The following is a 24617-nucleotide window of genomic DNA, read 5'->3' as shown; positions in this document are numbered from 1 at the left end:
ATCATGAAAGGCACCATCATGCGCCCTGCGTTCCGCGCCCCCGTTGTCTCTGTCCTTGCCGCTGCCGCCGCCTTCGCCATGGCCGGCTGCGGGGCCGTGGTGTCGGCGGCCCCGTCGTCATCGTCTACGTCATCGTCCGCGGCAGCTTCGGCGACGGCACCGGCGTCACCGAGCCCTTCCGCCTCCGCCCCCGCCTCCGCCTCCGCCCCCGCCCCCGCCGCTGCCGGCGGTGCAGCGACGCCGGGGACCACGCCGTCGTCCGCTCCGGCGCCTGCCGAGCTGAAGACGTACACGTTCCCGAACGGCCACGTGTCCTTCAAATACCCGGGCGACTGGAAGGTTCAGCTGTTCACGGGCGGGGGGTCACCGTCAGAGTCGGCCACGGCCACGGTCATCGACGCCAGCGGCACCGAGCAGGCAACCGTGTACTCCGGTCGGATCGCCGACGGTGTCTCCCACCCGGTGACCCGTACCGTCTTCGAGTCCGCTCCGGTCCCGGGACTTGCGGCACAGCCCGCGCCGGCCGCCCACTACGGGTTCTACGTTGACCGGATGGACAGCAATGCGACCTACCGGATGCACCTGTCAGCAGGGGCTCCCAAGTCAGGGCAGGGGAACGCGCTCGACGGCATCATCCGCGCCGGGGACGGTGTCATCCTGGCCGACGTGAAGTTCATCGAGAAGCCGTTCGCGAATGACGCCGCGGCCAAGTCGTGGTTGGCAGGCGACGAAGGGCAGGCCCTCAAGGCGCTGCTGCTGAGCATCTCGTACAAGTAGCACCATCCGCCCGCTAGCCTGGCAAGCTCGGCCAGGGAACCGGGCGGTCGTGGCCCCACCAGCGGTTTTGCGTTTAGGTGTGTGCGGCCGTGCAGGCGTCGATCGGCGCCTGCACAATCGCGCCGTAGTAGGCCACCAGCTCGTCAAAGTCCCAGCCGTCGAAGAGTCCCAGGGTCCGCACGGTTTCGCCGAAGCCGGTCATCAGCGCGGTGACAGTGGACGCGTAGCGGCGGTCCGGCGTCGCGTCCCCGATCAGCTTTGCGATGCTGCCGACGTAGCGTTCGCGCAGCTCGTTGCGCGCCGCTTCGGGATCCGGGGCATCGTGAACATTGATCGGAATAATGGCCCAGGGCTCGTGCATGCCGCGTTCCCGCCGCATCAGCACGCGGAAGACCAGGGCACCGCCGAGCTCGGAGGCCGGGACGGACAGTTCGGTGAGCAGAGACTCGTCCGGCTGCACCGCCGCGAACAGCTTGGCCTTGGAGATAAACAGTTTCATCACCAGGGCCGCCGAAACGCCGGCCTCCGCAGCGATGTCCCTGACCGTCACGGCCCGGTAGCCCCGTTCGCCGAACAGCCGCCCCGCGGCTGTGAGGATGGTTTCCTGGCTCGGGCTGCTCATGCGCGCACCGGCTCCCCGCCGGTCCGTTCCCCAAGAGGGGCAGCTGAAAGGTCCACGGTTACGGACCGGTTGTCGACGGCGAGCTTCCGCGCCACGGCTTGATGAGTCACGGGATGAAGCATAGCCACTATATAGCGCCCGGCGGCGGGCAGCGGAAGTGTGTACACGCCGTCGTCGTCCGTCCTTGTGGTGTCCACGTGCTCCCCGGTGGCGTGCAGCAGCGTGACCACGGCGCCGGTCACGGGCTCGCGGCCGATGGCCGCCCGGCCCCTGATTTCCAGCCGCTGCTGCAGGAGGAAGTTCTGCTTCAGCGTGCGCCCGTCGAAATCGAAGACCTCCGCCATCGGCGCCCAGCCCGCCGCGTTGGCCACCACGAGGTACTTCCCGGCGCCAGGCAGCGCCACCGAATAGTTGCCGTCGGTGTCCACGCGGCTCCAGTCCACCGGCTCGCCCCCAGTTTGGAGGACGGTGACGACGGCGGGAGTAAGCGGGCGGTGGTCGGGTGCCAGCACGCGGCCCTGCACCACGAGCTCCGCTGCCGCCGGCGCGGCCGGGCGGTGCGTGGTGACGCGGGGAATGAAGATGGCGGCGAGGACAGAGGCGGCGGACGCCAGGGCGGCCATCCAGAACACATCCCTGAAAGCATCGAACGACGGCAGCCGGGCGGCGCCGAGCGGAATGGTGACCGAGGTCAGCACTGCGGCCACGGCGGCGCTGGAGGTCGACGTGCCGATGGAGCGGACCAGGCTATTGAGGCCGTTGGCGGAGGCGGTCTCCGTGATCGGGACGGCACCCATGATCAGCGTTGGCATGGCCGCATACGCGATGGCCGTGCCGACGCTCACCACCGTGGAGCCGATGATCACCCAGGTGATGGAGTCGTAGAAGAAGACCCGGCCCACGTACCCGACGATCATCACTCCGGCGCCGGCCAACAGGGCGGACCTGCCGCCGAAGCGCCGGATGATGCCGCCGGACACCGGTGCGAACACCACCATGGCCAGTCCGGACGGCACCATGCAGAGGCCGGCCGTGATGACGTTCAGTTCAAAGCCGTAACCGGTGGCAGCAGGGAGCTGGAGCTGCTGGGTGGTGAGGAGCATGTTGGCGAACATCGCGAAACCGATCAGCAGCGACGCGAGGTTGGTCATCAGGACGGGCCTCCGCGCCGTGGTGCGAAGGTCCACCATGGGCTGGCCCACCCTGAGCTCGTAGGGAATCCAGGCGGCCAGCAGCAGCGCCGCCGCGAGGAACAGCAGCAGCACAGGTTCCGAGCCCCAGCCCCAGGAACCGCCCTTGGAAATGGCCAGCAGCAGTGACCCCAGCGCAGCGGAGAGCACCAGCGCGCCTGCGTAGTCGAAGCGGCCGGGAGTCCGCACCTTGGACTCCGGAACCACGAGCACCACCGCCAGCAGCAGCAGCGCGCCGGCCGCCGCGGAGACCCAGAAAATGGACGTCCAGCCGAGGCTTTCATAGAGGAGGCCGGCGAGGGGCAGGCCCATGGCGCTGCCGATGCCCAGCGTGGCGCTCATGAGTGCCACCGCGGAGCCCATCTTTTCCTTGGGCAGTTCATCGCGCATGATGCTGATGCCCACCGGGATCAGTGATGCGGAGAACCCCTGAAGCGCCCGCCCGATGATCAGCCACAGAAAGGTCCCGCCCAAGGCAGCCATGACCGACCCGGCCACCATGATGGCCAGGCAGATGACCATCATCTTCCGCTTGCCGTACATGTCGGCGCTGCGGGACACGATCGGCGTGGCGACGGCGCTGGCCAGGAGCGTGGCGGTCACCAGCCAGGATGCATCATCAGGCGTGACCGACAAGATCCGCGGAAAGTCGGGCAGCAGCGGCACCACCAGGGTCTGCATGAGTGCCACCAGCGTCCCGCTGAGCGCCAGGACCGTGGTGATGGCGGACGCGCTGCGGGTTGGTTTCGGGGCGGAGGGGGCTGGGGCGGGGGGTGCTGTCATGTGCGGCGGGCCTTTGTGGGGAGGAGTGCCCGAATAGGGTGAACGGGCGTTTACTCCTTCGAGTGAACCATTGTTCACCCTTGCCTGGCAAGGAGGCTGGTGGTTAGCTTGGCCACTCGTAGCAATTACGTGACGCAAACCTTTCGTAATCTTGCAAAGGATAGGCTAGCCTTACTTGGGTTCGCGTCATTCACCTAAGGAGTTCCGTGACTTCCCCCCTCTTCCCCGGCCGGTCGGCCGTTACCGACGGCGCGGCTGCCGCCGGCACCACGCGCCGCTCCCTGCTCAAGACCGCCGGCAAGGCCACCGCCGTCCTCGCCGCCGCGGTACTCTCCCTGACCGCATGCTCCACCGGGCCGGCCGCTTCTTCTGCTTCGGAAGCCAGTGCCACTTCATCCGCCAGCGCCCAGTTTCCTGTGACCATCAAGCACGTCTTTGGCGAAACCACCATCGAGGAACAGCCCAAGCGCGTCGTCACGGTCTCCTGGGTCAACGACGACGTTGCCATTGCGCTGGGCGTGGTTCCGGTGGGCGTGCCCAAGAACGAGTGGGGCGGCAACGCGAAGGGCTCCACCCCTTGGAAGGACGCTGCCCTCGAGAAGCTGGGTGCCTCCTTCGGCAGCGACAAGGCCCCGGTCCAGTTCTCCGAGGCCGACGGCATCAACTTCACCGAGATCGCCAAGCTCAACCCGGACGTCATCTTGGCCGCCTACTCCGGCCTCGAAGCCGCCGACTACAAGAAGCTCAACGAAATCGCGCCCGTCGTGGCTCAGCCTGAGCTCGCGTACGGCACTCCGTGGCAGGAAGCCACCACCCTGATCGGAAAGGCTCTCGGCAAGACCGCCGAAGCGGAGAAACTCGTTACCGACACAGAGGCCACCATCAAGGCCGAAGCCGCCAAGTACCCACAGATCACGGACAAGACCTTCATCTACGGCAACCTGGAACCGGCCAAGGGCGACGGCGTGAACGTCTACCTCGCCGCCGACAATCGCCCGCGCTTCTTGACCGAGATCGGCATGAAGCCGGCCGCCATTGTGGAGGAGAAGTCCAAGGGCTCGAAGGAGTTCTTCACCGGGTGGTCCGCCGAGAAGGCCAACGAGCTGGAGTCCGACGTCTTCGTGACCTGGGTTCCCGATGCCAAGACTAAGGACCAGATCGTCAAGGATCCTCTGCTGAGCCAGATCCCGGCCGTCAAGAAGGGCGCCCTGGTTGCCGACTCGGACAACACCCTGACACTGGCGATCTCCGCGTCGTCCCCGCTGAGCCTGCCGTGGGCCCTGGAAAAGTTCCTGCCGGAGCTGGCGAGCGCAGCGGATAAAGCTTCAGGCGCGGTCTAGCAAGCAACCTCTGATGACACCGAGCACGACGACGGCCCCCGCCACCCAGCGCGAACTGGCAGGTAATGACGCCAAACCCGGCGCTACAGGGCATTACCTGCCAGTTCGCGCTCCCCGGAAGGGGAGGGTACCCGGGCCGCGCGCAGCCTGGCTGCTGGCCGCCGTCGTCGTGCTCGTTGTGGTCTGCGGCGCCTCGCTGGCCGTGGGCGCCCGCGGCCTGGCCCTCGAAACCGTGTGGCAGGCACTGATCCGGTTCAATCCGGCGGACGGGGACCACGCCGTGGTGCATGCCCGGATCCCGCGAACCGTCCTGGGCCTGCTCGCTGGTGCGGCGCTTGGCTTGGCGGGCGCGGCTATGCAGGGCGTGGCGCGCAACCCGCTGGCGGACCCGGGCATCATCGGAGTCAATGCCGGCGCCGCGCTGGCCGTGGTCACCGGAATCTACGTCTTCGGCATCTCCTCGCTGACCGGCTACATCTGGTTCGCGTTCATCGGCGCGGCGGCTGCCGCCGTCGTCGTCTACCTCATTGCCTCCATGGGCCGGGACGGCGCGACGCCGGTCAAGCTCGCCCTGGCGGGCGCCGCCCTCAGTGCGGGACTGTTCTCGCTGATGAACGTCATCCTGGTCTCCAGCCAGGACACGCTTGACCGTTTCCGCTTCTGGCAGGTGGGCGGCGTTGCCGGGCGCGACTGGTCCGTGGTGCTGCCCGGGTTGCCGTTCCTCATCGCGGGGGCACTGATTGTGCTTCTGACTGCACGGGTCCTCAACAGCCTCGCGCTGGGCGACGACGTCGCCCGCGGCCTCGGCCAGAACGTCGGCCTGGCCCGGGCCATCACCGCGCTTGGCATCGTACCTGCTGTGCGGGTCGGCGACGGCGCTCGCCGGCCCCATCGGGTTCGTGGGCCTCGTTATCCCGCACGCCGTCCGCTCCCTGACCGGCCCCGACTACCGCTGGATCCTGCCGTTCTCCGCCGTGCTCGCACCCATGCTGCTGCTGGTATCAGACATCGTGGGCCGCGTAGTCCTGCTTCCCGGCGAGGTTCCGGCCGGCATCATGACCGCGCTGATAGGCGCACCGGTCTTCGTCTGGCTGGTCCGCCGGGGCAAGGGGGCAGGCCTATGACTCCGAACCCGTCCAACCCCGCGACCACCGACGAGCGCGAACGGGCAGATAATGCCCTCAAAACCGCCGAAACAGGGCATTATCTGCCCGTTCGCGAGTCGAACCGGCGCCTGCTGAACCGGACCGTGTTGAACCGGACCCTATTGAACCGGACGGCGGCACTGGCCGCCGGCGTCGTGCTTCTCCTGGCCGCAAGCATCCTGCTGGGCAGCTACACCGTCACCATCCCCGATCTCCTCAAAATCCTCGCCGCGCACTTCACCGGCGGCGAGAAGATCCCCGGTGCCAGCTTCATCGTGATGGAGGCCAAGCTGCCGAGGGCTGTCATCGGCACGCTGATCGGGGTTGCCTTCGGGCTCTCGGGCGCGCTGTTCCAGACCATGCTCCGGAACCCTCTGGCCAGCCCGGACGTGATCGGCATCAGCTACGGCGCCAGCGCGGCCGCGGTGCTGGCCATCGTGGTGTTCGGTGCCTCGGGTGCCGCGGTGTCCGGTGCTGCGCTCGGCGGTGCGATGGCCGTGGCGGCGCTGATCTACGGCATCTCCCGCGGCGGATCCCTGGGCCCCGGCGGCGGCAACCGCGGGAACGCCGGCGGTAACCGCCTCGTCCTTGCCGGCGTGGGCATCGCCGCCGCGCTGCACGCCATGGTCAGCTTCCTCATGACCCGGGCCGACATCCGCACTGCCGCGGAGGCACTGATCTGGATCAACGGCTCGCTCAACTCCGCCAGCTGGGACCGGGCGGGCGTGCTGGCCCTGACCCTGGTAGTGCTGGTCCCGGTCGCCGCACTGCTGGCCGGACCGCTGCGCATCCTCGAACTGGGTGACGACGCCGCCGCCGGACTCGGTATCCGCGTGGCCGCGACCCGGCTGGGCCTGGTGTTCACCGCCGTGGCGCTGGCCGCCGTGGCGACGGCGGCCGCCGGGCCCGTAGCGTTCGTCGCCTTTCTGGCCGGCCCCATCGCCCGCCGTTTCACCGGCAAAGCCAGCCTCCCGGCGTCGGCCCTGGTGGGCGCCCTGATTGTCCTGGCAGCGGACTATTTCGCCGCCAATATCGCCCCGCTGCTGCTGGGAGGCACCGTCCTGCCGGTCGGCGTCGTCACCGGCGCCCTCGGGGCCCCCTTTCTGCTGTGGCTCCTGGTCACGTCCAACCGAAAGGATGCCTGATGGCCGTTCTGCAAGCCCGCGACCTCACGCTGCAGTACGACCAGCGCCGGGTCGTGGAAAACCTCACCGCGGAGATTCCCGAGGGCCAGATGACCATGATCGTGGGCGCCAACGCCTGTGGAAAATCCACGCTGCTGCGGGGGCTGTCCCGGCTCCTGAAGCCGGCCGGCGGCACGGTCACCCTCGACGGCAAGGACATCCACTCCCGCCCGGCGCGCGAGCTGGCCCGCACCCTTGGCCTGCTGCCGCAGCACCCGACGGCGCCGGACGGCATCACCGTCCGTGACCTGGTGGGCCGCGGGCGGTACCCGCACCAGGGCTTCTTCCGCAGCTGGTCGGAGAAGGACGACGCCGCGGTGCAGCGAGCGCTGGAGGCCACCGAAACGCTGGAGCTCGCCGGGCGGAACGTCGACGAACTTTCCGGCGGCCAGCGCCAGCGGGTGTGGATCGCCATGGCCCTTGCCCAGGAAACGGACGTGCTGCTGCTCGACGAGCCCACCACCTACCTGGACCTGGCGCACCAGGTTGAGGTGCTGGACCTGGTCACCGACCTGAACCGGCAGCGCGGCACCACCGTGGCGATCGTGCTGCACGACCTCAACCTCGCCGCGCGGTACGCCGACCATGTCATCGCCCTGAAGGCCGGACAGATCGTGGCCGAGGGCGCATCGTCCAGCGTGATTACCGAGGAGCTGGTCCGGAGCGTCTTCGGGCTGGAATCCCGGGTGGTGCCGGACCCGGTGTCCGGGACCCCGCTGATCATTCCCCTCGGCAGGCACCACGCCGACCCAAAAGTTCAGACCACGACCCTTTCGACGACGACCCCGGAGATGGCCTCATGAGCGCAGTACAGAACAGTGCAGTACAAAACAGCCCTGCCCGCCCGTCCATCACGGACCGTCCCGGCTTCGCCACTGAGCCGATGACCCTTGCGTTCGATGTCACGGTCTCGGCGGTGCAGGAGCTCAGCCCGAATTTCCGGCGCGTGACGTTCGGCGGCTATTCGCTGCGCGACTTCGGTGTCCACGGCGACAGCCTGGACCTTCGCGTCAAGCTCATGATTCCTTCGCTGGCAGCAGACGGCAGCCGGCTTCCGCTGCCGAAGTTCCGGATGGAGGAGAGCGGCTGGTACCAGGAGTGGCTCGCCATGGACCCGGCCACCCGCGGTGCCATGCGCACCTACACCGTCCGGCAGGCCCGGCTGGACGCCGTCTACCCGGAGATCGACGTCGACTTCGTTATGCACTTCGACGCCGCCGGCAACGGCGGTCCCGCGGCCAACTGGGCGCTGACGGCCAAGCCGGGCGATGCCATCACCCTGATCGGACCCAACAACCGGGCGGCGCACTGCGTCACCGCGGAAACGTACTCGGGCATCGAATGGCGGCCCGGCCTGGCCGGGCGGGTGCTCCTGGCCGGCGACGAGACGGCTGTCCCCGCCATCAGCGCCATCCTCGAAAGCCTGCCCGACTACATGACCGGGCATGCTTTCCTGGAAGTGCCGGAGGCCGGCGACTTCCTCGATCTGGAGACGGCAGCCGACGTCGAAATCACCTGGCTGGCACGCGGTGCCTCGATCGGCAGGTCCCGGCTGCACGGCGAACTCCTTCAGGAAGCGGTGCGGGCGGCGGTCCCCGTGCCGGGCTGGGTGGGCATCAAGTCCGCCGACGCCGCCGGCCCGGAGCCCGACGATGTGAACGTGGACCAGGAGATCCTGTGGGAAACCCCGGCCCGGCTCGATGCCGCCGCGGTCAGCGCCACGAAGAACCCCGACAAGCCCGCCGGCGCCCTGCCGTTCTACGCGTGGATCGCCGGGGAAGCCGGGGTCATCAAGGACATGCGGCGCTACCTGGTCCGCGACGTCGGGATCGACCGAAAGCAGGTGGCCTTCATGGGGTACTGGCGTCAGGGCAAGGCCGAACTCTAGGCCCTTGCGGAACTGGCGGGCGTTCATCTGCTGTTTCCCCTGGTGTTGCCCCACGTGTGTACCTTGTCCGGGTGGGTGACTCTCCTTTGCTTCCGGACCGGGGCAGGCGGCGGGTGTTCGTTGCCTTGGGGGACTCGTTCACCGAGGGCGTGGGTGACCGGAGTTCCAGGCTGCCGAACGGGGTGCGCGGCTGGGCTGACCGTGTGGCGGAGAAGCTGGCCAAGGCAGAACCCGGCTGGCATTACGCGAACCTGGCCATTCGGAGCAAGCGGCTTCGCCACATTGTGGATGAGCAGCTGGAGCAGGCGCTGGTCATGGATCCGACGCTCATCACCCTCTATGCCGGCGGCAACGACATCCTGGACTTCGGCACGGACATGGACCAGCTCATGGCCCAGTACGAGGAACTGGTGGCCCGGCTGGCAGCCACCGGCGCCACTCTGGTCCTGTTCACGGGGTTCGACGTCAAGGTTTCCGCAGTGCTCGAACCGCTGAAGAAGCGCAACACCCTGTACAACCGGCGGGTCCGGGAGATCGCCGCCAAATACGGGGCTGTACTCGTGGACTACTGGTGTTTCGAGGCCTTCCACGACCGCAGGATGTGGGACACCGACCGGCTGCACATGTCCAAGGCCGGCCACAAGTACCTCGCGGCCCAGGTCCTGGACCACCTTGGTGTTCCGCACAAGATCAGCCTCAAGGAATGGGAGCCGCCGGCCAGGATGACCCTCCGGGGCTGGGAGCGGCGGCAGCGGCGCTGGGTGAATGACTGGGTGCTGCCGCTGTTTGGCCGGAAGCTCCGTGGCGTCACGCTGGGCGACAACCTTTATCCCCGGTGGCCGCAGCCGGTCAAGGTCCCGCGCAAAGGCGGCCTGAAAAAGCTGGTGGAGCCGGACGGTCGCGGACGCGCAGGCTAGTCCAGCAGGTTCTCGAACCCCGGCGCAGTGCGGTTTGCGGCGAATTCCATGACCTCGAAGTCGGCTACGCCATGCACGTTGAACGGGTCCTTGGCCAAGGACTCGTCGAGTGTCGGCCGGTCGGCCCGGGAGAGCAGCACGCCGCCCGTGCGCGGAACCTTGCGGCCGGCGGCGATGAAGACGCCTTCGTCGAAGGCATCCTTTAGCCAGTCCACATGGGCATCCAAGTGCTGGTCCACGATCTCTTGGGCGGCCTTGTAGGTCAGGGAAACTACGTACATGACGGCCAGCCTACCGCCAGAGCCTTGGCCGCCGGCGACTCGCCGCCGCCGGAACGGGCCTTGAACCGTCAAGCGTTAGTTCTCCTAGGATGGAGTAATGACCGAACCGCGCTGGCTCAACGCCAATGAACGCCGGGCATGGCTTGCCCTGCTGAGCATCAACACCATGCTGCCCGCGTCGCTCGATACCCAGTTGCATGTTGCCGGCAAGGTGTCGCTGTTCGACTACAACGTGCTGGCGATGCTCTCCGAGGCCGAGGGGCGCTTCCTGCCGATGAGCGAGCTGGCGGCGAGGACCAGCGCCTCCCTTTCCCGGCTCTCCCATGTAGTTACCAAACTCCAAAACCGCGGCTGGGTGGAACGCCGGCCGCATCCCGGCGACGCACGCGTCACCACCGCGCACCTCACCGAACAGGGCATCGCCACCATCGTGGAACTGGCGCCGGGCCACGTCGAATCCGTGCGCTCGCTGTTCCTCGACGCCCTGACCGAGCGTGATGTCGCGGACCTCGCACGCATCGGCGAAAAGATTGTGGCCCGTTTGGACAGCAACCACTGGATCCTCCGCGAGCGGCAGCAGTAGCAGCACCCGGCCAGTCGGCCGCAGCAGCTCCCGGCCAGTCGCCTGCAGCAGCTCCCGGCGAGCCGGACAGCACCGGCCCGTCTTGGTTGCTCCCGGCAACGGGTGGCAGACTTGCTCCCATGGATTTCACGGCCCGCTACGTTGCCCTTGGAGATTCCTTCACGGAGGGCGTCGGCGACGACGACCCGGCGCGGCCCAACGGGCTCCGCGGCTGGGCTGACCGGGTGGCGGAGCAACTGGCCGTGGCCGACCCCGGCTTCGGGTACGCGAATCTTGCCATCCGCGGCCGCAAGCTGCGGCAGATCCTGGCCGAACAGGTGGACGCCGCCATCGCGCTCGATCCCACGCTGGTGACGCTTTATGCCGGGGCGAACGACATTCTCCGGCCCAAGATCGACATCGACGATCTGCTTGCGGACTACGAAAAAGCCGTCGGGAAGCTCGCGGCGACGGGTGCCACTGTGGTGCTGTTCACGGGCTTCGACGCGCGGGGCTCGAAGGTCTTCGGCACTATGCGGGGGCGTACGGCCATCTACAACGAACTCGTGCGCGGCATCGCCGGGGACCATGGGGCCCTGCTGGTGGACTACTGGCGCTTCAACGAGTACTACGACTGGGGCATGTGGGCCAAGGACCGGATGCACATGTCCGCCGCCGGGCACGCGAACATGGCCAAGCGTGTCCTGACGGTCCTCGAGCACGAGCACTCCATCGAGGTTCCGCCGATGACCCCCGTCCCGGAGCTCAGCAAGGCTGAGGCGCTGAGGGCTAACGCCCGTTGGGTCAGGGAGTTCGCCGCACCGTGGGTGGTCCGCAGGGTCACGGGCAAGTCCTCCGGCGACAACCTCCAGCCCAGGTACGCCCAGCTCACCCGGCTCTAACTACCGCCGGAACCCGCCCGTCGCCAGCAGCTCGCCATTTGCGCGGACGGCCAGCGCCTCGATGTCCCACATGGAGGTGGCGCGGTTGAGCATGGGAACCCCGCCCGCCACGATCGCGGTTGCCAGCACATCGGCCGTGACCACGTCCGCTGCGGCGACGGAAACCTGCCGGAATTCCGCGGCCCCGGCTGTGACACCCCAGATGTGGTCCCCGCGCTCAGCGGAACCGGAGGTGGCCAGCGCCGCCCGGGTCCCGCCGTCGGCCGTCTTTTCACCGCGCGGAGCCAGGCCGGATGGTGACAAACTCTGCGGAGGCGAACCCAGCGCCGCCCCGCCCAGCGGGAATCCGGCGAGCAGGGTCCTCCGGTCCGCCGGGTCAACGATCCCCGCCCGCCAGGGCACATCGGTGCCGGGCTTGGGGGAGCCACTGACCAGCACGTCCCCGCCCGCGTTCAGGCACCAGTTAGCCATGCCGAGCGCCAGCAGCGACATGCCGGCCTCCCGGATGGCGTGCCCCTTGACGATTCCGGAGAGATCCAGCGCCCCGTCCGGACGTTCCGGCGTGAACGCCCCCTCTGTGAGGAGCCGCCACTCGGCCGCCTCCTCATACCGCGCCCGCATTTCTGCCGACGCCTCCGGCAGCCCGAGTTCGCCGCGCACCAGCCGGCTCGCCTCCGAATCGGGGCGGTAGAGGCTGAAGATGCTGTCCAGTTCCGTGAACAGGCGTTCGACGACGGCGGTCGCCGCTTCCAGCTCATCCGCCGCCGCTTGGGGTGCTTTGTGCGCGTCCGTCGGGACAGTCAGGCTGATCACAGTTCCCATGCAGGTGAAGGTCCGGGCACGGAGCCGGTGCGCGGCCTCAGAGGTTTGCTGCATCGAGGGCCGCCTGGAGGGAGGTGAGGTAAGCGTCGCTGGTCACGGTGGCGCCACCCACGGTCTGCACGTTCGCGGATTGTGCCTGTAGCACCTCGTCGCGAAGAACCGAGGCGGCATAGTTGCTGATCTGCACGGACCGGCCCTCGGCATCGGTGAGTTTCAGGGCCGTGACGTCGGTGATCTGCCCGGCCTTCACGGTGATCTGGACCTGCACTGTGCCGAAGCGGGTCTGGACCACATCGCCGTCGTACGTGCCGCCGGCCTTGGCCGCCGCACCGGCGGCGCCGGATGTGCCCGCCGTTCCCGAACTGCCGGTTGTGCCTGAACTGCCGGTGGTCCCGGACGACGCAGCGGATTCCGACGTTGTCCCGCTGCTGTCGCCGGTTCCTGTCCCCGACGCCTGATTTCCCGTTGCCGCGGCCGCAACCGCACTCCGGGTATCGGCCACATGGACACCTGATTGCCAGCCGACCAGGAGGATGCCGGCCGAAGCTAAGGGAGCTGAAACTGCTGCTCTGATTCTCACCAGTCAAACCTTTCGTGATGGAGCTGATCCTCATGAACGCCGGCGGCGCGGGCGGCGTCCAGGACGTTGCCTGCCCACCGCGAGGGACCGCATACATAGACGTCGGCGGAGGTGATTTCCGGGACGTAGTCCGCCAGGGCATACCCGGCCCAGTGCTCGGCGGCCGGAAGCCAGCTGTCAGGAGAGCCGGGGTCCCGTCCGCCGATCAGGTGGAACAGGGTGGCACCGCGCTGCCGGCACAGATCGAGGATTTCCTCGCCCAGGTAGAGCTCCTGGTTGCTGTGCCCGCGGAGCAGGACCGTGGCCTGGCCGGGGGCGAAAGGGGTGGTCTCCAGGAGGGCCCGCAACGGCGTAATACCGATGCCTGCGCCGATCATGACCACGTGGTCCTTGCTGCGTGCGGCGGAGCTGAAGAGTCCGTAGGGCCCTTCCACAGCGACCTTCGTTCCGCGCCGCAGCCTCAGCAGCTGCGCGGAGCCCCGGCCCAGATCACGAACCGTGATCCGCAATCTCCCGTGGCCATCAGGTCCTGTCCGCACCGGTTCCGCTGACAGGCTGAAGGGGTGCGGATGCCACCACAGCCCCGGGGCGAGGAAGCGCCAGATGAAGAACCGCCCGCCGTTGCCGGCCAGCGAGCCGAACTGCAGGCCGCTCATTTCGATGTTGACCACCCCGGGGGCCACGGAGGTGACGCGCTCAACCGTGAGCTGATGCCTGAAGGTTGCCCGTACAGGCTGGATGATCCGGTAGCACAGCAGGGCAGCTCCGGTGGCGATGCAGATCGCGAGCCAGTACCAGCGCTGCCAGGTGCCGACGGCGAACAGGCCGCCCACGCTGAACTGGTGCGGCAGCGAGGTGAGCACGGCAGCATAGGTGAGCAGGTGCACGGCGTACCAGAATTCGTACGGAAACCGCCGGCGGACCGCCACCAGGGACGTGACAACAACCGCAATGAAGAGGGCCAGGGAGATGAAGGCGAGCCACATGTCGGGCACCAGCACCCAGAGCGCTACGGCTTCGCTGACCGGGTCGAGTCCTTCGGCCATGCCGTACCCCACCGCGATGAGGATCCCGTGGGCCAGCAGCAGGTACAACGAGGGTTTCCCCAGCTTCCGGTGAAACTCCAGCGCCCGGTCATGCCCCACCGCGCCGTCAATAAAGGGAATCCTTGCAGCCAGCAGCAGCATGAGCAGCACCAGGTCCATTCCGGCAAGGCCGGCAACAATGCCCAGCGCAGTAACCATGCCCGCCGGCGAAGAAGCCGCCGTCAGGCCGCCGTCGGCAAGCCAGAGCGCAACCGAGGCGGCCAATGAGGACCATGCTGTCACCGTCAGGACATCGGCGCGGAGGAGCCTGCGCCTGTGCTGGCCGGCGAAACGGCCGGCCTCCCGAACCGGAGCAGGCCCGTGGGCCGGGCGCATCGGGGTGCCGGTCCCGGGGGAAGGCAGGAGCTGTGTGTTCATGGCTCAAGATTCCGCCCCGATCCTTTGCCTTTGCTGTGAAGAGCCTTCTTTCCGGATATGTCTTGGAAGAAGGCCCTCTCGACCCGGGGCTGCCCTGCTAACGGAAGGGGCACTGTATAGCACCGTTCCCCTGCCGGATTGGTCTTTAATTCGGGTGTCTCGTAGACTTGGTTGGCGCTAGGTGGCGCGGAGCGTGTGCAATTGCTCCGGTTTGCAGTGGCTGTTGGCAGTATTCACAGTCCTGGAGGCCGGTAGTTAGGGGCTCAAGTTGCGTGCATTCCTGTATTCGCCCAGTATCCCGGCATTTCGCAGTGGCTTCCATTGCCAGGTGTTTGTGGCTCATCGCATTCCGCCGCAGTAAACCCGGTTCGCCGGTGTTGAAACCTGCGGACGCGTGAGGCTGGATGCGGACGCCGCCTGCCGCACGGTGAAGCAGAACTCTGCCAGCCGTTTCATTCATTTTCAGAGGAGAGTCGTCATGGCAGCACACTGCCAGGTGACCGGAGCCGAGCCGGGCTTTGGACACAGCATTTCGCACTCGCACCGCCGCAACAAGCGTCGGTTCGACCCGAACATTCAGAAGAAGCGCTACTGGGTTCCGTCCCTGCGCCGTAATGTCACTCTGCAGGTCTCTGCAAAGGGCATCAAGACCATCGACGTGCGCGGCATCGACGTTGTCGTCGCCGACATCCTGGCGCGAGGAGTGAAGCTCTAGTGGCAAAGGACAAGGACGTACGTCCGATCATCAAGCTCAAGTCGACCGCGGGCACGGGTTACACCTACGTAACCCGTAAGAACCGTCGTAACGATCCGGACCGTCTGGTCCTGAAGAAGTACGACCCCAAGATCCGCCAGCACGTCGAATTCCGAGAGGAGCGCTAAACACATGGCTAAGAAGTCCAAGATTGCTCGCAACGAGCAGCGCAAGGTCATCGTTGAGCGTTACGCTGCGAAGCGCCTCGAGCTGAAGAAGACCCTGGTTGACCCGAACGCGACTGACGAAGCACGCGAAGCTGCACGCCTCGGCCTGCAGAAGCTGCCCCGCAACGCCTCCCCGATCCGTCTGCGTAACCGCGACATCATCGACGGCCGTCCGCGCGGCACCTTCCAGAAGTTCGGTATTTCCCGTGTTCGCTTCCGCGACATGGCTCACCGCGGTGAGCTTCCGGGCATCACCAAGTCTTCCTGGTAATTCAGCACCGCTGATTCCAGCTGCTTGAGGAGGGCCGGCAACTATATGGTTGTCGGCCCTCCTTTGCGTTAACAGGCTCACTTGGTGGCTCCCGGTCGACGGGTGACGCACCACACAAAGCGGAATTACGACGGCGGAGGCTCGCCAGAGTGCCTTCGCACACCGTTTCGCCGCGGAACCGCGGGGATCCCAAGCCTTGGGAGGACGGTTTGCGGTGGGGCGCCAGCGGGTGTATTGTTTTCTAAGTCGCCGCGAGGGAGACAGCGAAGAGCTGGTCACCGCGGGCGGCCAAATCCCCGAAATCAAGACCGTGATCTGGTGACTTTTTAGGTTGCTTGGGTGTGGTGGGGCTGGTTTTCCTGCCGATGAGAATCCTGAAACATGGATTTGCGTCGGGGAGTGAAACCGGGTAAGTTTGAAAAGTTGCTCCGGAGCGATCCTGAACGTTGGTTTGGGTGGTGCCGGGTGTGTCTGTTGTTTGAGAACTCAATAGTGTGCCAAGTTTGTTGATACCGATTTTTTATTAAATTGGTTGAATTTGCCGGGCCTATCCGCCTCCGTGGTGTGGTCTGGTGTTTTTGGCTGGTTTCAAATTTTGTGCAGCTGGTTTCCGCGTTATTTCCGTGGTTTCCGGTTGTGTCTGTTTGTTTTCAACGGAGAGTTTGATCCTGGCTCAGGATGAACGCTGGCGGCGTGCTTAACACATGCAAGTCGAACGATGATCCGGTGCTTGCACCGGGGATTAGTGGCGAACGGGTGAGTAACACGTGAGTAACCTGCCCTTGACTCTGGGATAAGCCTGGGAAACTGGGTCTAATACCGGATATGACTCCTCATCGCATGGTGGGGGGTGGAAAGCTTTTGCGGTTTTGGATGGACTCGCGGCCTATCAGCTTGTTGGTGAGGTAATGGCTCACCAAGGCGACGACGGGTAGCCGGCCTGAGAGGGTGACCGGCCACACTGGGACTGAGACACGGCCCAGACTCCTACGGGAGGCAGCAGTGGGGAATATTGCACAATGGGCGAAAGCCTGATGCAGCGACGCCGCGTGAGGGATGACGGCCTTCGGGTTGTAAACCTCTTTCAGTAGGGAAGAAGCGAAAGTGACGGTACCTGCAGAAGAAGCGCCGGCTAACTACGTGCCAGCAGCCGCGGTAATACGTAGGGCGCAAGCGTTATCCGGAATTATTGGGCGTAAAGAGCTCGTAGGCGGTTTGTCGCGTCTGCCGTGAAAGTCCGGGGCTCAACTCCGGATCTGCGGTGGGTACGGGCAGACTAGAGTGATGTAGGGGAGACTGGAATTCCTGGTGTAGCGGTGAAATGCGCAGATATCAGGAGGAACACCGATGGCGAAGGCAGGTCTCTGGGCATTAACTGACGCTGAGGAGCGAAAGCATGGGGAGCGAACAGGATTAGATACCCTGGTAGTCCATGCCGTAAACGTTGGGCACTAGGTGTGGGGGACATTCCACGTTTTCCGCGCCGTAGCTAACGCATTAAGTGCCCCGCCTGGGGAGTACGGCCGCAAGGCTAAAACTCAAAGGAATTGACGGGGGCCCGCACAAGCGGCGGAGCATGCGGATTAATTCGATGCAACGCGAAGAACCTTACCAAGGCTTGACATGGACCGGATCGCCGCAGAAATGTGGTTTCTCCTTTGGGGCCGGTTCACAGGTGGTGCATGGTTGTCGTCAGCTCGTGTCGTGAGATGTTGGGTTAAGTCCCGCAACGAGCGCAACCCTCGTTCCATGTTGCCAGCACGTAGTGGTGGGGACTCATGGGAGACTGCCGGGGTCAACTCGGAGGAAGGTGGGGACGACGTCAAATCATCATGCCCCTTATGTCTTGGGCTTCACGCATGCTACAATGGCCGGTACAAAGGGTTGCGATACTGTGAGGTGGAGCTAATCCCAAAAAGCCGGTCTCAGTTCGGATTGGGGTCTGCAACTCGACCCCATGAAGTCGGAGTCGCTAGTAATCGCAGATCAGCAACGCTGCGGTGAATACGTTCCCGGGCCTTGTACACACCGCCCGTCAAGTCACGAAAGTTGGTAACACCCGAAGCCGGTGGCCTAACCCCTTGTGGGAGGGAGCCGTCGAAGGTGGGACTGGCGATTGGGACTAAGTCGTAACAAGGTAGCCGTACCGGAAGGTGCGGCTGGATCACCTCCTTTCTAAGGAGCACCTACAGGCCCACGCTTTCCGTGTATGCGGGGTGTGTGGTTTGTCAGGAGTAAAGGCCCGTTGCGCAGGCGATCGTTCTGCGGCGGGTGCTCATGGGTGGAATATCAGCAAATAGGTGCCTGGTGGCACGGGCCGTTGGTTAGTACGGAGTGGTTCCTCTTTGGGGGCTGGTCCTGGAACGCGGGTGGTTCGTGGTTGTTGGGTAGTGTTTGGCACACTGTTGGGTCCTGAGGCAACAGGACCGGGGAGGGTTTGGTTCTTTCCCGGGATGTTTGTTTCTGGTTTCCTGGCTGCACCGATCGCACGGTTGCCTCTTTTGGGGGTGTGTGTGGGGTGTGTGGTACGGGGTTGTTGTTTGAGAACTACATAGTGGACGCGAGCATCTTTTATAAGAAGCAATTTCCAAGAATATGAACCTGGATCTGGCTGCGCGTGATGATGGCACTCTTCGGGGTGTGGTTGTTGGGTGTGGTTGGTTTCTGTGGTTCTCTCGAAAATTACTCCTTGATCTTTTGTGGTCAAGTTTTTAAGAGCACACGGTGGATGCCTTGGCATTAGGAGCCGAAGAAGGACGTAGGAATCTGCGATAAGCCTGGGGGAGTCGATAACCGGACTGTGATCCCAGGGTGTCCGAATGGGGAAACCCCGCCAGACGCGCGAGTGATCTGGTGACCCGCATCTGAACACATAGGGTGCGTGGAGGGAACGCGGGGAAGTGAAACATCTCAGTACCCGCAGGAAGAGAAAACAACAGTGATTCCGTTAGTAGTGGCGAGCGAACGCGGATCAGGCTAAACCGACCCATGTGTGATAGCCGGCGGGCGTTGCATGGGCGGGGTTGTGGGACTTGTTGTCCTGGTTCTGCCGGACCGGGGAGGTGTGAGTGCTGGTATAGGTGAACGGTCTTGAAAGGCCGGCCGTAGAGGGTGTGAGCCCCGTAACCGTAATGCTGTGCACCGCCTTTGATGAGTATCCCAAGTAGCACGGGGCCCGAGAAATCCCGTGTGAATCTGTCAGGACCACCTGATAAGCCTAAATACTCCCTAATGACCGATAGCGGACCAGTACCGTGAGGGAAAGGTGAAAAGTACCCCGGGAGGGGAGTGAAACAGTACCTGAAACCGTGTGCTTACAATCCGTCGGAGCAGCCTTGTAGTTGTGACGGCGTGCCTTTTGAAGAATGAGCCTGCGAGTTAGTGTTACGTCGCGAGGTTAACCCGTGTGGGGAAGCCGTAGCGAAAGCGAGTCTGAACAGGGCGTTGCAGTGGCGTGATCTAGACCCGAAGCGAAGTGATCTACCCATGGCCAGGTTGAAGCGACGGTAAGACGTCGTGGAGGACCGAACCCACTTCAGTTGAAAATGGAGGGGATGAGCTGTGGGTAGGGGTGAAAGGCCAATCAAACTTCGTGATAGCTGGTTCTCCCCGAAATGCATTTAGGTGCAGCGTTGCGTGTTTCTTACCGGAGGTAGAGCTACTGGATGGCTAATGGGCCCTACAAGGTTACTGACGTCAGCCAAACTCCGAATGCCGGTAAGTGAGAGCGCAGCAGTGAGACTGTGGGGGATAAGCTTCATAGTCGAGAGGGAAACAGCCCAGACCACCAACTAAGGCCCCTAAGCGTGTGCTAAGTGGGAAAGGATGTGGAGTTGCGAAGACAACCAGGAGGTTGGCTTAGAAGCAGCCATCCTTAAAGAGTGCGTAATAGCTCACTGGTCAAGTGATTCCGCGCCGACAATGTAGCGGGGCTCAAGTACACCGCCGAAGTTGTGGCATTCACATGTTTTCCAAGCCTTCGTGGTTCAGGAGTGTGGATGGGTAGGGGAGCGTCGTGTGGGCGGTGAAGTCGCGGTGTAAACCAGCGGTGGAGCCTACACGAGTGAGAATGCAGGCATGAGTAGCGAAAGACGGGTGAGAAACCCGTCCGCCGGATGATCAAGGGTTCCAGGGTCAAGCTAATCTGCCCTGGGTAAGTCGGGACCTAAGGCGAGGCCGACAGGCGTAGTCGATGGACAACGGGTTGATATTCCCGTACCGGCGAAAAACCGCCCATGTTGAACAGGGGATACTAACCGCCCGAGACCTGCCCGACACCCCTTGTGGGTGAAGGGTTTTGGTGGAGCGCGGGACCTGATCCTGGGAGGCAAGCGTATTAACAGGTGTGACGCAGGAAGGTAGCCGAGCCGGGCGATGGTTGTCCCGGTCCAAGGATGTAGGGCGAACGGTAGGCAAATCCGCTGTTCATGTGCCTGAGATCTGACGGGACTCCCGTAAAGGGGGGATTCGGTGATCCTATGCTGCCTAGAAAAGCATCGGCGCGAGGTTTTAGCCGCCCGTACCCCAAACCGACACAGGTGATCAGGTAGAGAATACTAAGGCGATCGAGAGAATTATGGTTAAGGAACTCGGCAAAATGCCCCCGTAACTTCGGGAGAAGGGGGGCCCCAACCTTGAACACCACTTGCTGGTGGGAGGGGATCGGGGCCGCAGAGACCAGGGGGAAGCGACTGTTTACTAAAAACACAGGTCCGTGCGAAGTCGCAAGACGATGTATACGGACTGACTCCTGCCCGGTGCTGGAAGGTTAAGAGGACCGGTTAGCCGCAAGGCGAAGCTGAGAATTTAAGCCCCAGTAAACGGCGGTGGTAACTATAACCATCCTAAGGTAGCGAAATTCCTTGTCGGGTAAGTTCCGACCTGCACGAATGGAGTAACGACTTCCCCGCTGTCTCAACCATAAACTCGGCGAAATTGCAGTACGAGTAAAGATGCTCGTTACGCGCAGCAGGACGGAAAGACCCCGAGACCTTTACTATAGTTTGGTATTGGTGTTCGGAGTGGCTTGTGTAGGATAGGTGGGAGACGTTGAAGCCCGGACGCCAGTTCGGGTGGAGTCATCGTTGAAATACCACTCTGGTCACTTTGGACATCTAACTTCGGCCCGTAATCCGGGTCAGGGACAGTGCCTGATGGGTAGTTTAACTGGGGCGGTTGCCTCCTAAAAAGTAACGGAGGCGCCCAAAGGTTCCCTCAGCCTGGTTGGCAATCAGGTGTCGAGTGTAAGTGCACAAGGGAGCTTGACTGTGAGAGAGACATCTCGAGCAGGGACGAAAGTCGGGACTAGTGATCCGGCGGTACATTGTGGAATGGCCGTCGCTCAACGGATAAAAGGTACCTCGGGGATAACAGGCTGATCTTGCCCAAGAGTCCATATCGACGGCATGGTTTGGCACCTCGATGTCGGCTCGTCGCATCCTGGGGCTGGAGTAGGTCCCAAGGGTTGGGCTGTTCGCCCATTAAAGCGGTACGCGAGCTGGGTTTAGAACGTCGTGAGACAGTTCGGTCCCTATCCGCTGCGCGCGCAGGAAATTTGAGAAGGGCTGTCCTTAGTACGAGAGGACCGGGACGGACGAACCTCTGGTGTGTCAGTTGTACTGCCAAGTGCACCGCTGATTAGCTACGTTCGGATGGGATAACCGCTGAAAGCATCTAAGCGGGAAGCTCGCTTCGAGATGAGATTTCCATACACCTTGTGTGTGAGAGGCCCCCAGCCAGACCACTGGGTTGATAGGCCGGATGTGGAAGCGAGGACTAACGACTCGTGAAGCTGACCGGTACTAATAGGCCGATAACTTACACCACACACCACCCCCGCAAACGGATTCAAAAGCGTTTGCACCCAGGGGGCGGTAAAAAGAAAACAAGACTGCTTGCGTCCACTATGTGGTTCCCAACCAACAAACCCGCCGGGTTTGACGGTTCAGGAACCAACACAACTAAATACAACACCACAGTTGTAACACCACAGTTTTCCCTTCCCCGGGCACACCCCGGGCGGACGGGACACAGGGTTACGGCGGTCATAGCGTGGGGGAAACGCCCGGTCCCATTCCGAACCCGGAAGCTAAGACCCACAGCGCCGATGGTACTGCACCCGGGAGGGTGTGGGAGAGTAGGTCACCGCCGGACAACCATTAAACGGTCGAGAGCCCCAACCAGTTCACTGGTTGGGGCTCTCCCGCATTTAACCCGCCCGCATCTAATCCACCAGTCACACCGGTCTCAGGCCCCGACATCCAGGTCGGGGCCTGAGTGATTTAAAGCCGCCCCCCCTGTCGGCTGTGCCGGCCGGGGCCGGCGGCTACCGGCAGGCGGCTACCGGCCAGGGCGCCGGCAGACCGGCCGTGGTGCGGCAGTCGTGCCGGCGGCACCGGGAACCCCGTCCGGGGAGGTCCTTCGTCCCTCACGTCCAGAGGCTTGCCCGGGGGAGGGCGGGGTCCCGGTGCCGGGGCTGTCCCGGGTGTTGACCGGAGGTGCCGATGACCGGAGGAACTTGGGTGAGGAACTTCACCACAGCAACGTCGCGCACGTTCTTCGCGGCCGTGGTTTGTGGAGGCTGTGGTTAGGAGGGAAGCTGCCGGCCGGCGGCGCCCGCAGCCTGGAAGTGCGGTTGAGCCGGGGAGGACTCCCGGTGCGCGGGGGCCACAGCTGCCCGCGCGGGCGGGCATGCCCGACTGTGACGCGGTCCATAAAACTGATCCGGTCCCTGGTTGGCTTCGTTGCCCGCCTTGCGGTGCCCAAAACCCGCGGCAGTTCAAGGGTTTCGGGGGCGGGTCCGTGCCTCTTTTCGCCGGGTTGCTTTGGGGGTGGGGTGGGTGTAATGTATTCCAAGTCGCCGCGAGGGAGACAGCGAAGAGCTGGTCACCGCGGGCGGCCAAATCCCCGAAATCAAGACCGTGATCTGGTGACTTTTTAGGTTGCTTGGGTGTGGTGGGGCTGGTTTTCCTGCCGATGAGAATCCTGAAACATGGATTTGCGTCGGGGAGTGAAACCTGGTAAGTTTGAAAAGTTGCTCCGGAGCGATCCTGAACGTTGGTTTGGGTGGTGCCGGGTGTGTCTGTTGTTTGAGAACTCAATAGTGTGCCAAGTTTGTTGATACCGATTTTTTATTAAATTGGTTGAATTTGCCGGGCCTATCCGCCTCCGTGGTGTGGTCTGGTGTTTTTGGCTGGTTTCAAATTTTGTGCAGCTGGTTTCCGCGTTATTTCCGTGGTTTCCGGTTGTGTCTGTTTGTTTTCAACGGAGAGTTTGATCCTGGCTCAGGATGAACGCTGGCGGCGTGCTTAACACATGCAAGTCGAACGATGATCCGGTGCTTGCACCGGGGATTAGTGGCGAACGGGTGAGTAACACGTGAGTAACCTGCCCTTGACTCTGGGATAAGCCTGGGAAACTGGGTCTAATACCGGATATGACTCCTCATCGCATGGTGGGGGGTGGAAAGCTTTTGCGGTTTTGGATGGACTCGCGGCCTATCAGCTTGTTGGTGAGGTAATGGCTCACCAAGGCGACGACGGGTAGCCGGCCTGAGAGGGTGACCGGCCACACTGGGACTGAGACACGGCCCAGACTCCTACGGGAGGCAGCAGTGGGGAATATTGCACAATGGGCGAAAGCCTGATGCAGCGACGCCGCGTGAGGGATGACGGCCTTCGGGTTGTAAACCTCTTTCAGTAGGGAAGAAGCGAAAGTGACGGTACCTGCAGAAGAAGCGCCGGCTAACTACGTGCCAGCAGCCGCGGTAATACGTAGGGCGCAAGCGTTATCCGGAATTATTGGGCGTAAAGAGCTCGTAGGCGGTTTGTCGCGTCTGCCGTGAAAGTCCGGGGCTCAACTCCGGATCTGCGGTGGGTACGGGCAGACTAGAGTGATGTAGGGGAGACTGGAATTCCTGGTGTAGCGGTGAAATGCGCAGATATCAGGAGGAACACCGATGGCGAAGGCAGGTCTCTGGGCATTAACTGACGCTGAGGAGCGAAAGCATGGGGAGCGAACAGGATTAGATACCCTGGTAGTCCATGCCGTAAACGTTGGGCACTAGGTGTGGGGGACATTCCACGTTTTCCGCGCCGTAGCTAACGCATTAAGTGCCCCGCCTGGGGAGTACGGCCGCAAGGCTAAAACTCAAAGGAATTGACGGGGGCCCGCACAAGCGGCGGAGCATGCGGATTAATTCGATGCAACGCGAAGAACCTTACCAAGGCTTGACATGGACCGGATCGCCGCAGAAATGTGGTTTCTCCTTTGGGGCCGGTTCACAGGTGGTGCATGGTTGTCGTCAGCTCGTGTCGTGAGATGTTGGGTTAAGTCCCGCAACGAGCGCAACCCTCGTTCCATGTTGCCAGCACGTAGTGGTGGGGACTCATGGGAGACTGCCGGGGTCAACTCGGAGGAAGGTGGGGACGACGTCAAATCATCATGCCCCTTATGTCTTGGGCTTCACGCATGCTACAATGGCCGGTACAAAGGGTTGCGATACTGTGAGGTGGAGCTAATCCCAAAAAGCCGGTCTCAGTTCGGATTGGGGTCTGCAACTCGACCCCATGAAGTCGGAGTCGCTAGTAATCGCAGATCAGCAACGCTGCGGTGAATACGTTCCCGGGCCTTGTACACACCGCCCGTCAAGTCACGAAAGTTGGTAACACCCGAAGCCGGTGGCCTAACCCCTTGTGGGAGGGAGCCGTCGAAGGTGGGACTGGCGATTGGGACTAAGTCGTAACAAGGTAGCCGTACCGGAAGGTGCGGCTGGATCACCTCCTTTCTAAGGAGCACCTACAGGCCCACGCTTTCCGTGTATGCGGGGTGTGTGGTTTGTCAGGAGTAAAGGCCCGTTGCGCAGGCGATCGTTCTGCGGCGGGTGCTCATGGGTGGAATATCAGCAAATAGGTGCCTGGTGGCACGGGCCGTTGGTTAGTACGGAGTGGTTCCTCTTTGGGGGGCTGGTC

Annotated in this window: 17 protein-coding genes, 4 rRNA genes and 1 pseudogene; 16 read left to right on the top strand and 6 right to left on the bottom strand. The window is 63.6% G+C overall.

Going from position 1 to position 24617, the window contains the following annotated elements; genetic code table 11:
• Positions 1-3 precede the first annotated feature (3 nt).
• Entirely contained in the window at positions 4-777 is a 774-nt protein-coding gene (locus tag ACHMXB_RS16185; protein ID WP_395399938.1) for a hypothetical protein, read from the top strand.
• 73 nt (positions 778-850) lie between these two features.
• Here ACHMXB_RS16185 and ACHMXB_RS16180 read toward each other — a convergent pair whose 3' ends face one another.
• Positions 851-1399, bottom strand: coding sequence for a TetR family transcriptional regulator (locus ACHMXB_RS16180; protein ID WP_395399936.1), 549 nt, complete (start codon positions 1397-1399; stop codon positions 851-853).
• On the bottom strand, positions 1396-3372 hold the full coding sequence (locus tag ACHMXB_RS16175) for an MFS transporter (RefSeq protein WP_395399934.1): 1977 nt from the start codon (positions 3370-3372) through the stop codon (positions 1396-1398). Before ACHMXB_RS16175 ends, ACHMXB_RS16180 begins: the two co-directional genes overlap by 4 nt.
• Positions 3373-3578: 206 nt before the next feature.
• On the opposite strand from ACHMXB_RS16175, the gene ACHMXB_RS16170 reads away from it, so the two are divergent.
• From ACHMXB_RS16170 to ACHMXB_RS16145, 6 genes and pseudogenes are all read left to right on the top strand, one after another.
• Positions 3579-4712: an iron-siderophore ABC transporter substrate-binding protein gene (locus ACHMXB_RS16170; RefSeq protein ID WP_395399932.1), complete on the top strand. Its 1134-nt coding sequence runs from the start codon at positions 3579-3581 to the stop codon at positions 4710-4712.
• Between the two features lie 13 nt (positions 4713-4725).
• Positions 4726-5836 (top strand): annotated as a pseudogene (locus tag ACHMXB_RS16165) (FecCD family ABC transporter permease).
• Complete coding sequence (locus tag ACHMXB_RS16160) at positions 5833-7002, top strand: FecCD family ABC transporter permease (protein WP_395399930.1); 1170 nt, start codon at positions 5833-5835, stop codon at positions 7000-7002. Before ACHMXB_RS16165 ends, ACHMXB_RS16160 begins: the two are co-directional and overlap by 4 nt.
• Complete coding sequence (locus ACHMXB_RS16155) at positions 7002-7844, top strand: ABC transporter ATP-binding protein (protein WP_395399928.1); 843 nt, start codon at positions 7002-7004, stop codon at positions 7842-7844. Before ACHMXB_RS16160 ends, ACHMXB_RS16155 begins: the two co-directional genes overlap by 1 nt.
• Before the next feature lie 80 nt (positions 7845-7924).
• A complete protein-coding gene (locus tag ACHMXB_RS16150) occupies positions 7925-8929 on the top strand; it encodes a siderophore-interacting protein (protein WP_395405308.1) in 1005 nt (334 codons plus the stop codon).
• Positions 8930-9000: 71 nt separating this feature from the next.
• Positions 9001-9846 (top strand): SGNH/GDSL hydrolase family protein, encoded by an 846-nt coding sequence (locus ACHMXB_RS16145; protein ID WP_395399926.1) that lies wholly within the window; start codon positions 9001-9003, stop codon positions 9844-9846.
• Here the strand turns inward: ACHMXB_RS16145 and ACHMXB_RS16140 are convergent.
• Positions 9843-10127: a YciI family protein gene (locus tag ACHMXB_RS16140; protein WP_395399924.1), complete on the bottom strand. Its 285-nt coding sequence runs from the start codon at positions 10125-10127 to the stop codon at positions 9843-9845. The two genes, ACHMXB_RS16145 and ACHMXB_RS16140, sit on opposite strands and share 4 nt — an antisense overlap.
• Before the next feature lie 97 nt (positions 10128-10224).
• Between ACHMXB_RS16140 and ACHMXB_RS16135 the strand changes: the two genes are divergently transcribed.
• A complete protein-coding gene (locus ACHMXB_RS16135; protein ID WP_395399922.1) occupies positions 10225-10710 on the top strand; it encodes a MarR family winged helix-turn-helix transcriptional regulator in 486 nt (161 codons plus the stop codon).
• A gap of 119 nt (positions 10711-10829) precedes the next feature.
• Complete coding sequence (locus tag ACHMXB_RS16130; protein ID WP_395399920.1) at positions 10830-11591, top strand: SGNH/GDSL hydrolase family protein; 762 nt, start codon at positions 10830-10832, stop codon at positions 11589-11591.
• Here ACHMXB_RS16130 and ACHMXB_RS16125 read toward each other — a convergent pair whose 3' ends face one another.
• The 3 genes from ACHMXB_RS16125 to ACHMXB_RS16115 are packed head-to-tail and all read right to left on the bottom strand — an operon-like array spanning position 11592 to position 14456.
• Entirely contained in the window at positions 11592-12467 is an 876-nt protein-coding gene (locus ACHMXB_RS16125; RefSeq protein WP_395399918.1) for an FAD:protein FMN transferase, read from the bottom strand.
• Positions 12451-12993 (bottom strand): FMN-binding protein, encoded by a 543-nt coding sequence (locus ACHMXB_RS16120; protein ID WP_395399916.1) that lies wholly within the window; start codon positions 12991-12993, stop codon positions 12451-12453. The genes ACHMXB_RS16125 and ACHMXB_RS16120 overlap by 17 nt, the downstream gene beginning before the upstream one ends.
• A complete protein-coding gene (locus tag ACHMXB_RS16115) occupies positions 12990-14456 on the bottom strand; it encodes a ferric reductase-like transmembrane domain-containing protein (RefSeq protein WP_395399914.1) in 1467 nt (488 codons plus the stop codon). Before ACHMXB_RS16115 ends, ACHMXB_RS16120 begins: the two co-directional genes overlap by 4 nt.
• Positions 14457-14934: 478 nt before the next feature.
• Between ACHMXB_RS16115 and rpmB the strand changes: the two genes are divergently transcribed.
• The 7 genes from rpmB to ACHMXB_RS16080 all read left to right on the top strand — a co-directional run bounded on the left by rpmB (position 14935) and on the right by ACHMXB_RS16080 (position 24433).
• A complete protein-coding gene (rpmB, locus tag ACHMXB_RS16110; RefSeq protein WP_003798559.1) occupies positions 14935-15171 on the top strand; it encodes a 50S ribosomal protein L28 in 237 nt (78 codons plus the stop codon).
• Positions 15171-15338 carry a 50S ribosomal protein L33 gene (gene rpmG, locus ACHMXB_RS16105; RefSeq protein ID WP_003798558.1) on the top strand — a complete coding sequence of 56 codons (168 nt, stop codon included), beginning with the start codon at positions 15171-15173 and terminating at the stop codon, positions 15336-15338. The genes rpmB and rpmG overlap by 1 nt, the downstream gene beginning before the upstream one ends.
• Positions 15339-15342: 4 nt before the next feature.
• Positions 15343-15648 carry a 30S ribosomal protein S14 gene (gene rpsN, locus ACHMXB_RS16100; RefSeq protein WP_003798555.1) on the top strand — a complete coding sequence of 102 codons (306 nt, stop codon included), beginning with the start codon at positions 15343-15345 and terminating at the stop codon, positions 15646-15648.
• A gap of 650 nt (positions 15649-16298) precedes the next feature.
• Positions 16299-17823: ribosomal RNA gene (locus ACHMXB_RS16095) — 16S ribosomal RNA — on the top strand.
• A gap of 526 nt (positions 17824-18349) precedes the next feature.
• Positions 18350-21474 (top strand): 23S ribosomal RNA (locus tag ACHMXB_RS16090).
• A gap of 210 nt (positions 21475-21684) precedes the next feature.
• Positions 21685-21801, top strand: a 5S ribosomal RNA gene (gene rrf / locus ACHMXB_RS16085).
• A gap of 1107 nt (positions 21802-22908) precedes the next feature.
• Positions 22909-24433 (top strand): 16S ribosomal RNA (locus ACHMXB_RS16080).
• Together the 16S, 23S and 5S rRNA genes form the textbook arrangement of a ribosomal RNA operon.
• Positions 24434-24617: the final 184 nt, after the last annotated feature.

Origin of the sequence: Arthrobacter sp. UC242_113, from assembly GCF_044054585.1 — a bacterium.
GTDB lineage: Bacteria > Actinomycetota > Actinomycetes > Actinomycetales > Micrococcaceae > Arthrobacter.
The sequence above is the reverse complement of the archived record's forward strand: the minus strand, read 5'-3'. Positions and strand labels throughout refer to the sequence as shown.

What these genes read in the sequence shown, in the direction of transcription:
- ACHMXB_RS16185 (WP_395399938.1), top strand. Translation starts at nt 4, where the DNA reads ATGAAAGGCACCATCATGCGCCCTGCGTTCCGCGCCCCCGTTGTCTCT.
- ACHMXB_RS16180 (WP_395399936.1), bottom strand. Translation starts at nt 1,399, where the DNA reads ATGAGCAGCCCGAGCCAGGAAACCATCCTCACAGCCGCGGGGCGGCTG.
- ACHMXB_RS16175 (WP_395399934.1), bottom strand. Translation starts at nt 3,372, where the DNA reads ATGACAGCACCCCCCGCCCCAGCCCCCTCCGCCCCGAAACCAACCCGC.
- ACHMXB_RS16160 (WP_395399930.1), top strand. Translation starts at nt 5,833, where the DNA reads ATGACTCCGAACCCGTCCAACCCCGCGACCACCGACGAGCGCGAACGG.
- ACHMXB_RS16155 (WP_395399928.1), top strand. Translation starts at nt 7,002, where the DNA reads ATGGCCGTTCTGCAAGCCCGCGACCTCACGCTGCAGTACGACCAGCGC.
- ACHMXB_RS16150 (WP_395405308.1), top strand. Translation starts at nt 7,925, where the DNA reads ATGACCCTTGCGTTCGATGTCACGGTCTCGGCGGTGCAGGAGCTCAGC.
- ACHMXB_RS16140 (WP_395399924.1), bottom strand. Translation starts at nt 10,127, where the DNA reads ATGTACGTAGTTTCCCTGACCTACAAGGCCGCCCAAGAGATCGTGGAC.
- ACHMXB_RS16135 (WP_395399922.1), top strand. Translation starts at nt 10,225, where the DNA reads ATGACCGAACCGCGCTGGCTCAACGCCAATGAACGCCGGGCATGGCTT.
- ACHMXB_RS16130 (WP_395399920.1), top strand. Translation starts at nt 10,830, where the DNA reads ATGGATTTCACGGCCCGCTACGTTGCCCTTGGAGATTCCTTCACGGAG.
- ACHMXB_RS16125 (WP_395399918.1), bottom strand. Translation starts at nt 12,467, where the DNA reads ATGCAGCAAACCTCTGAGGCCGCGCACCGGCTCCGTGCCCGGACCTTC.
- ACHMXB_RS16115 (WP_395399914.1), bottom strand. Translation starts at nt 14,456, where the DNA reads ATGAACACACAGCTCCTGCCTTCCCCCGGGACCGGCACCCCGATGCGC.
- rpmB (WP_003798559.1), top strand. Translation starts at nt 14,935, where the DNA reads ATGGCAGCACACTGCCAGGTGACCGGAGCCGAGCCGGGCTTTGGACAC.
- rpsN (WP_003798555.1), top strand. Translation starts at nt 15,343, where the DNA reads ATGGCTAAGAAGTCCAAGATTGCTCGCAACGAGCAGCGCAAGGTCATC.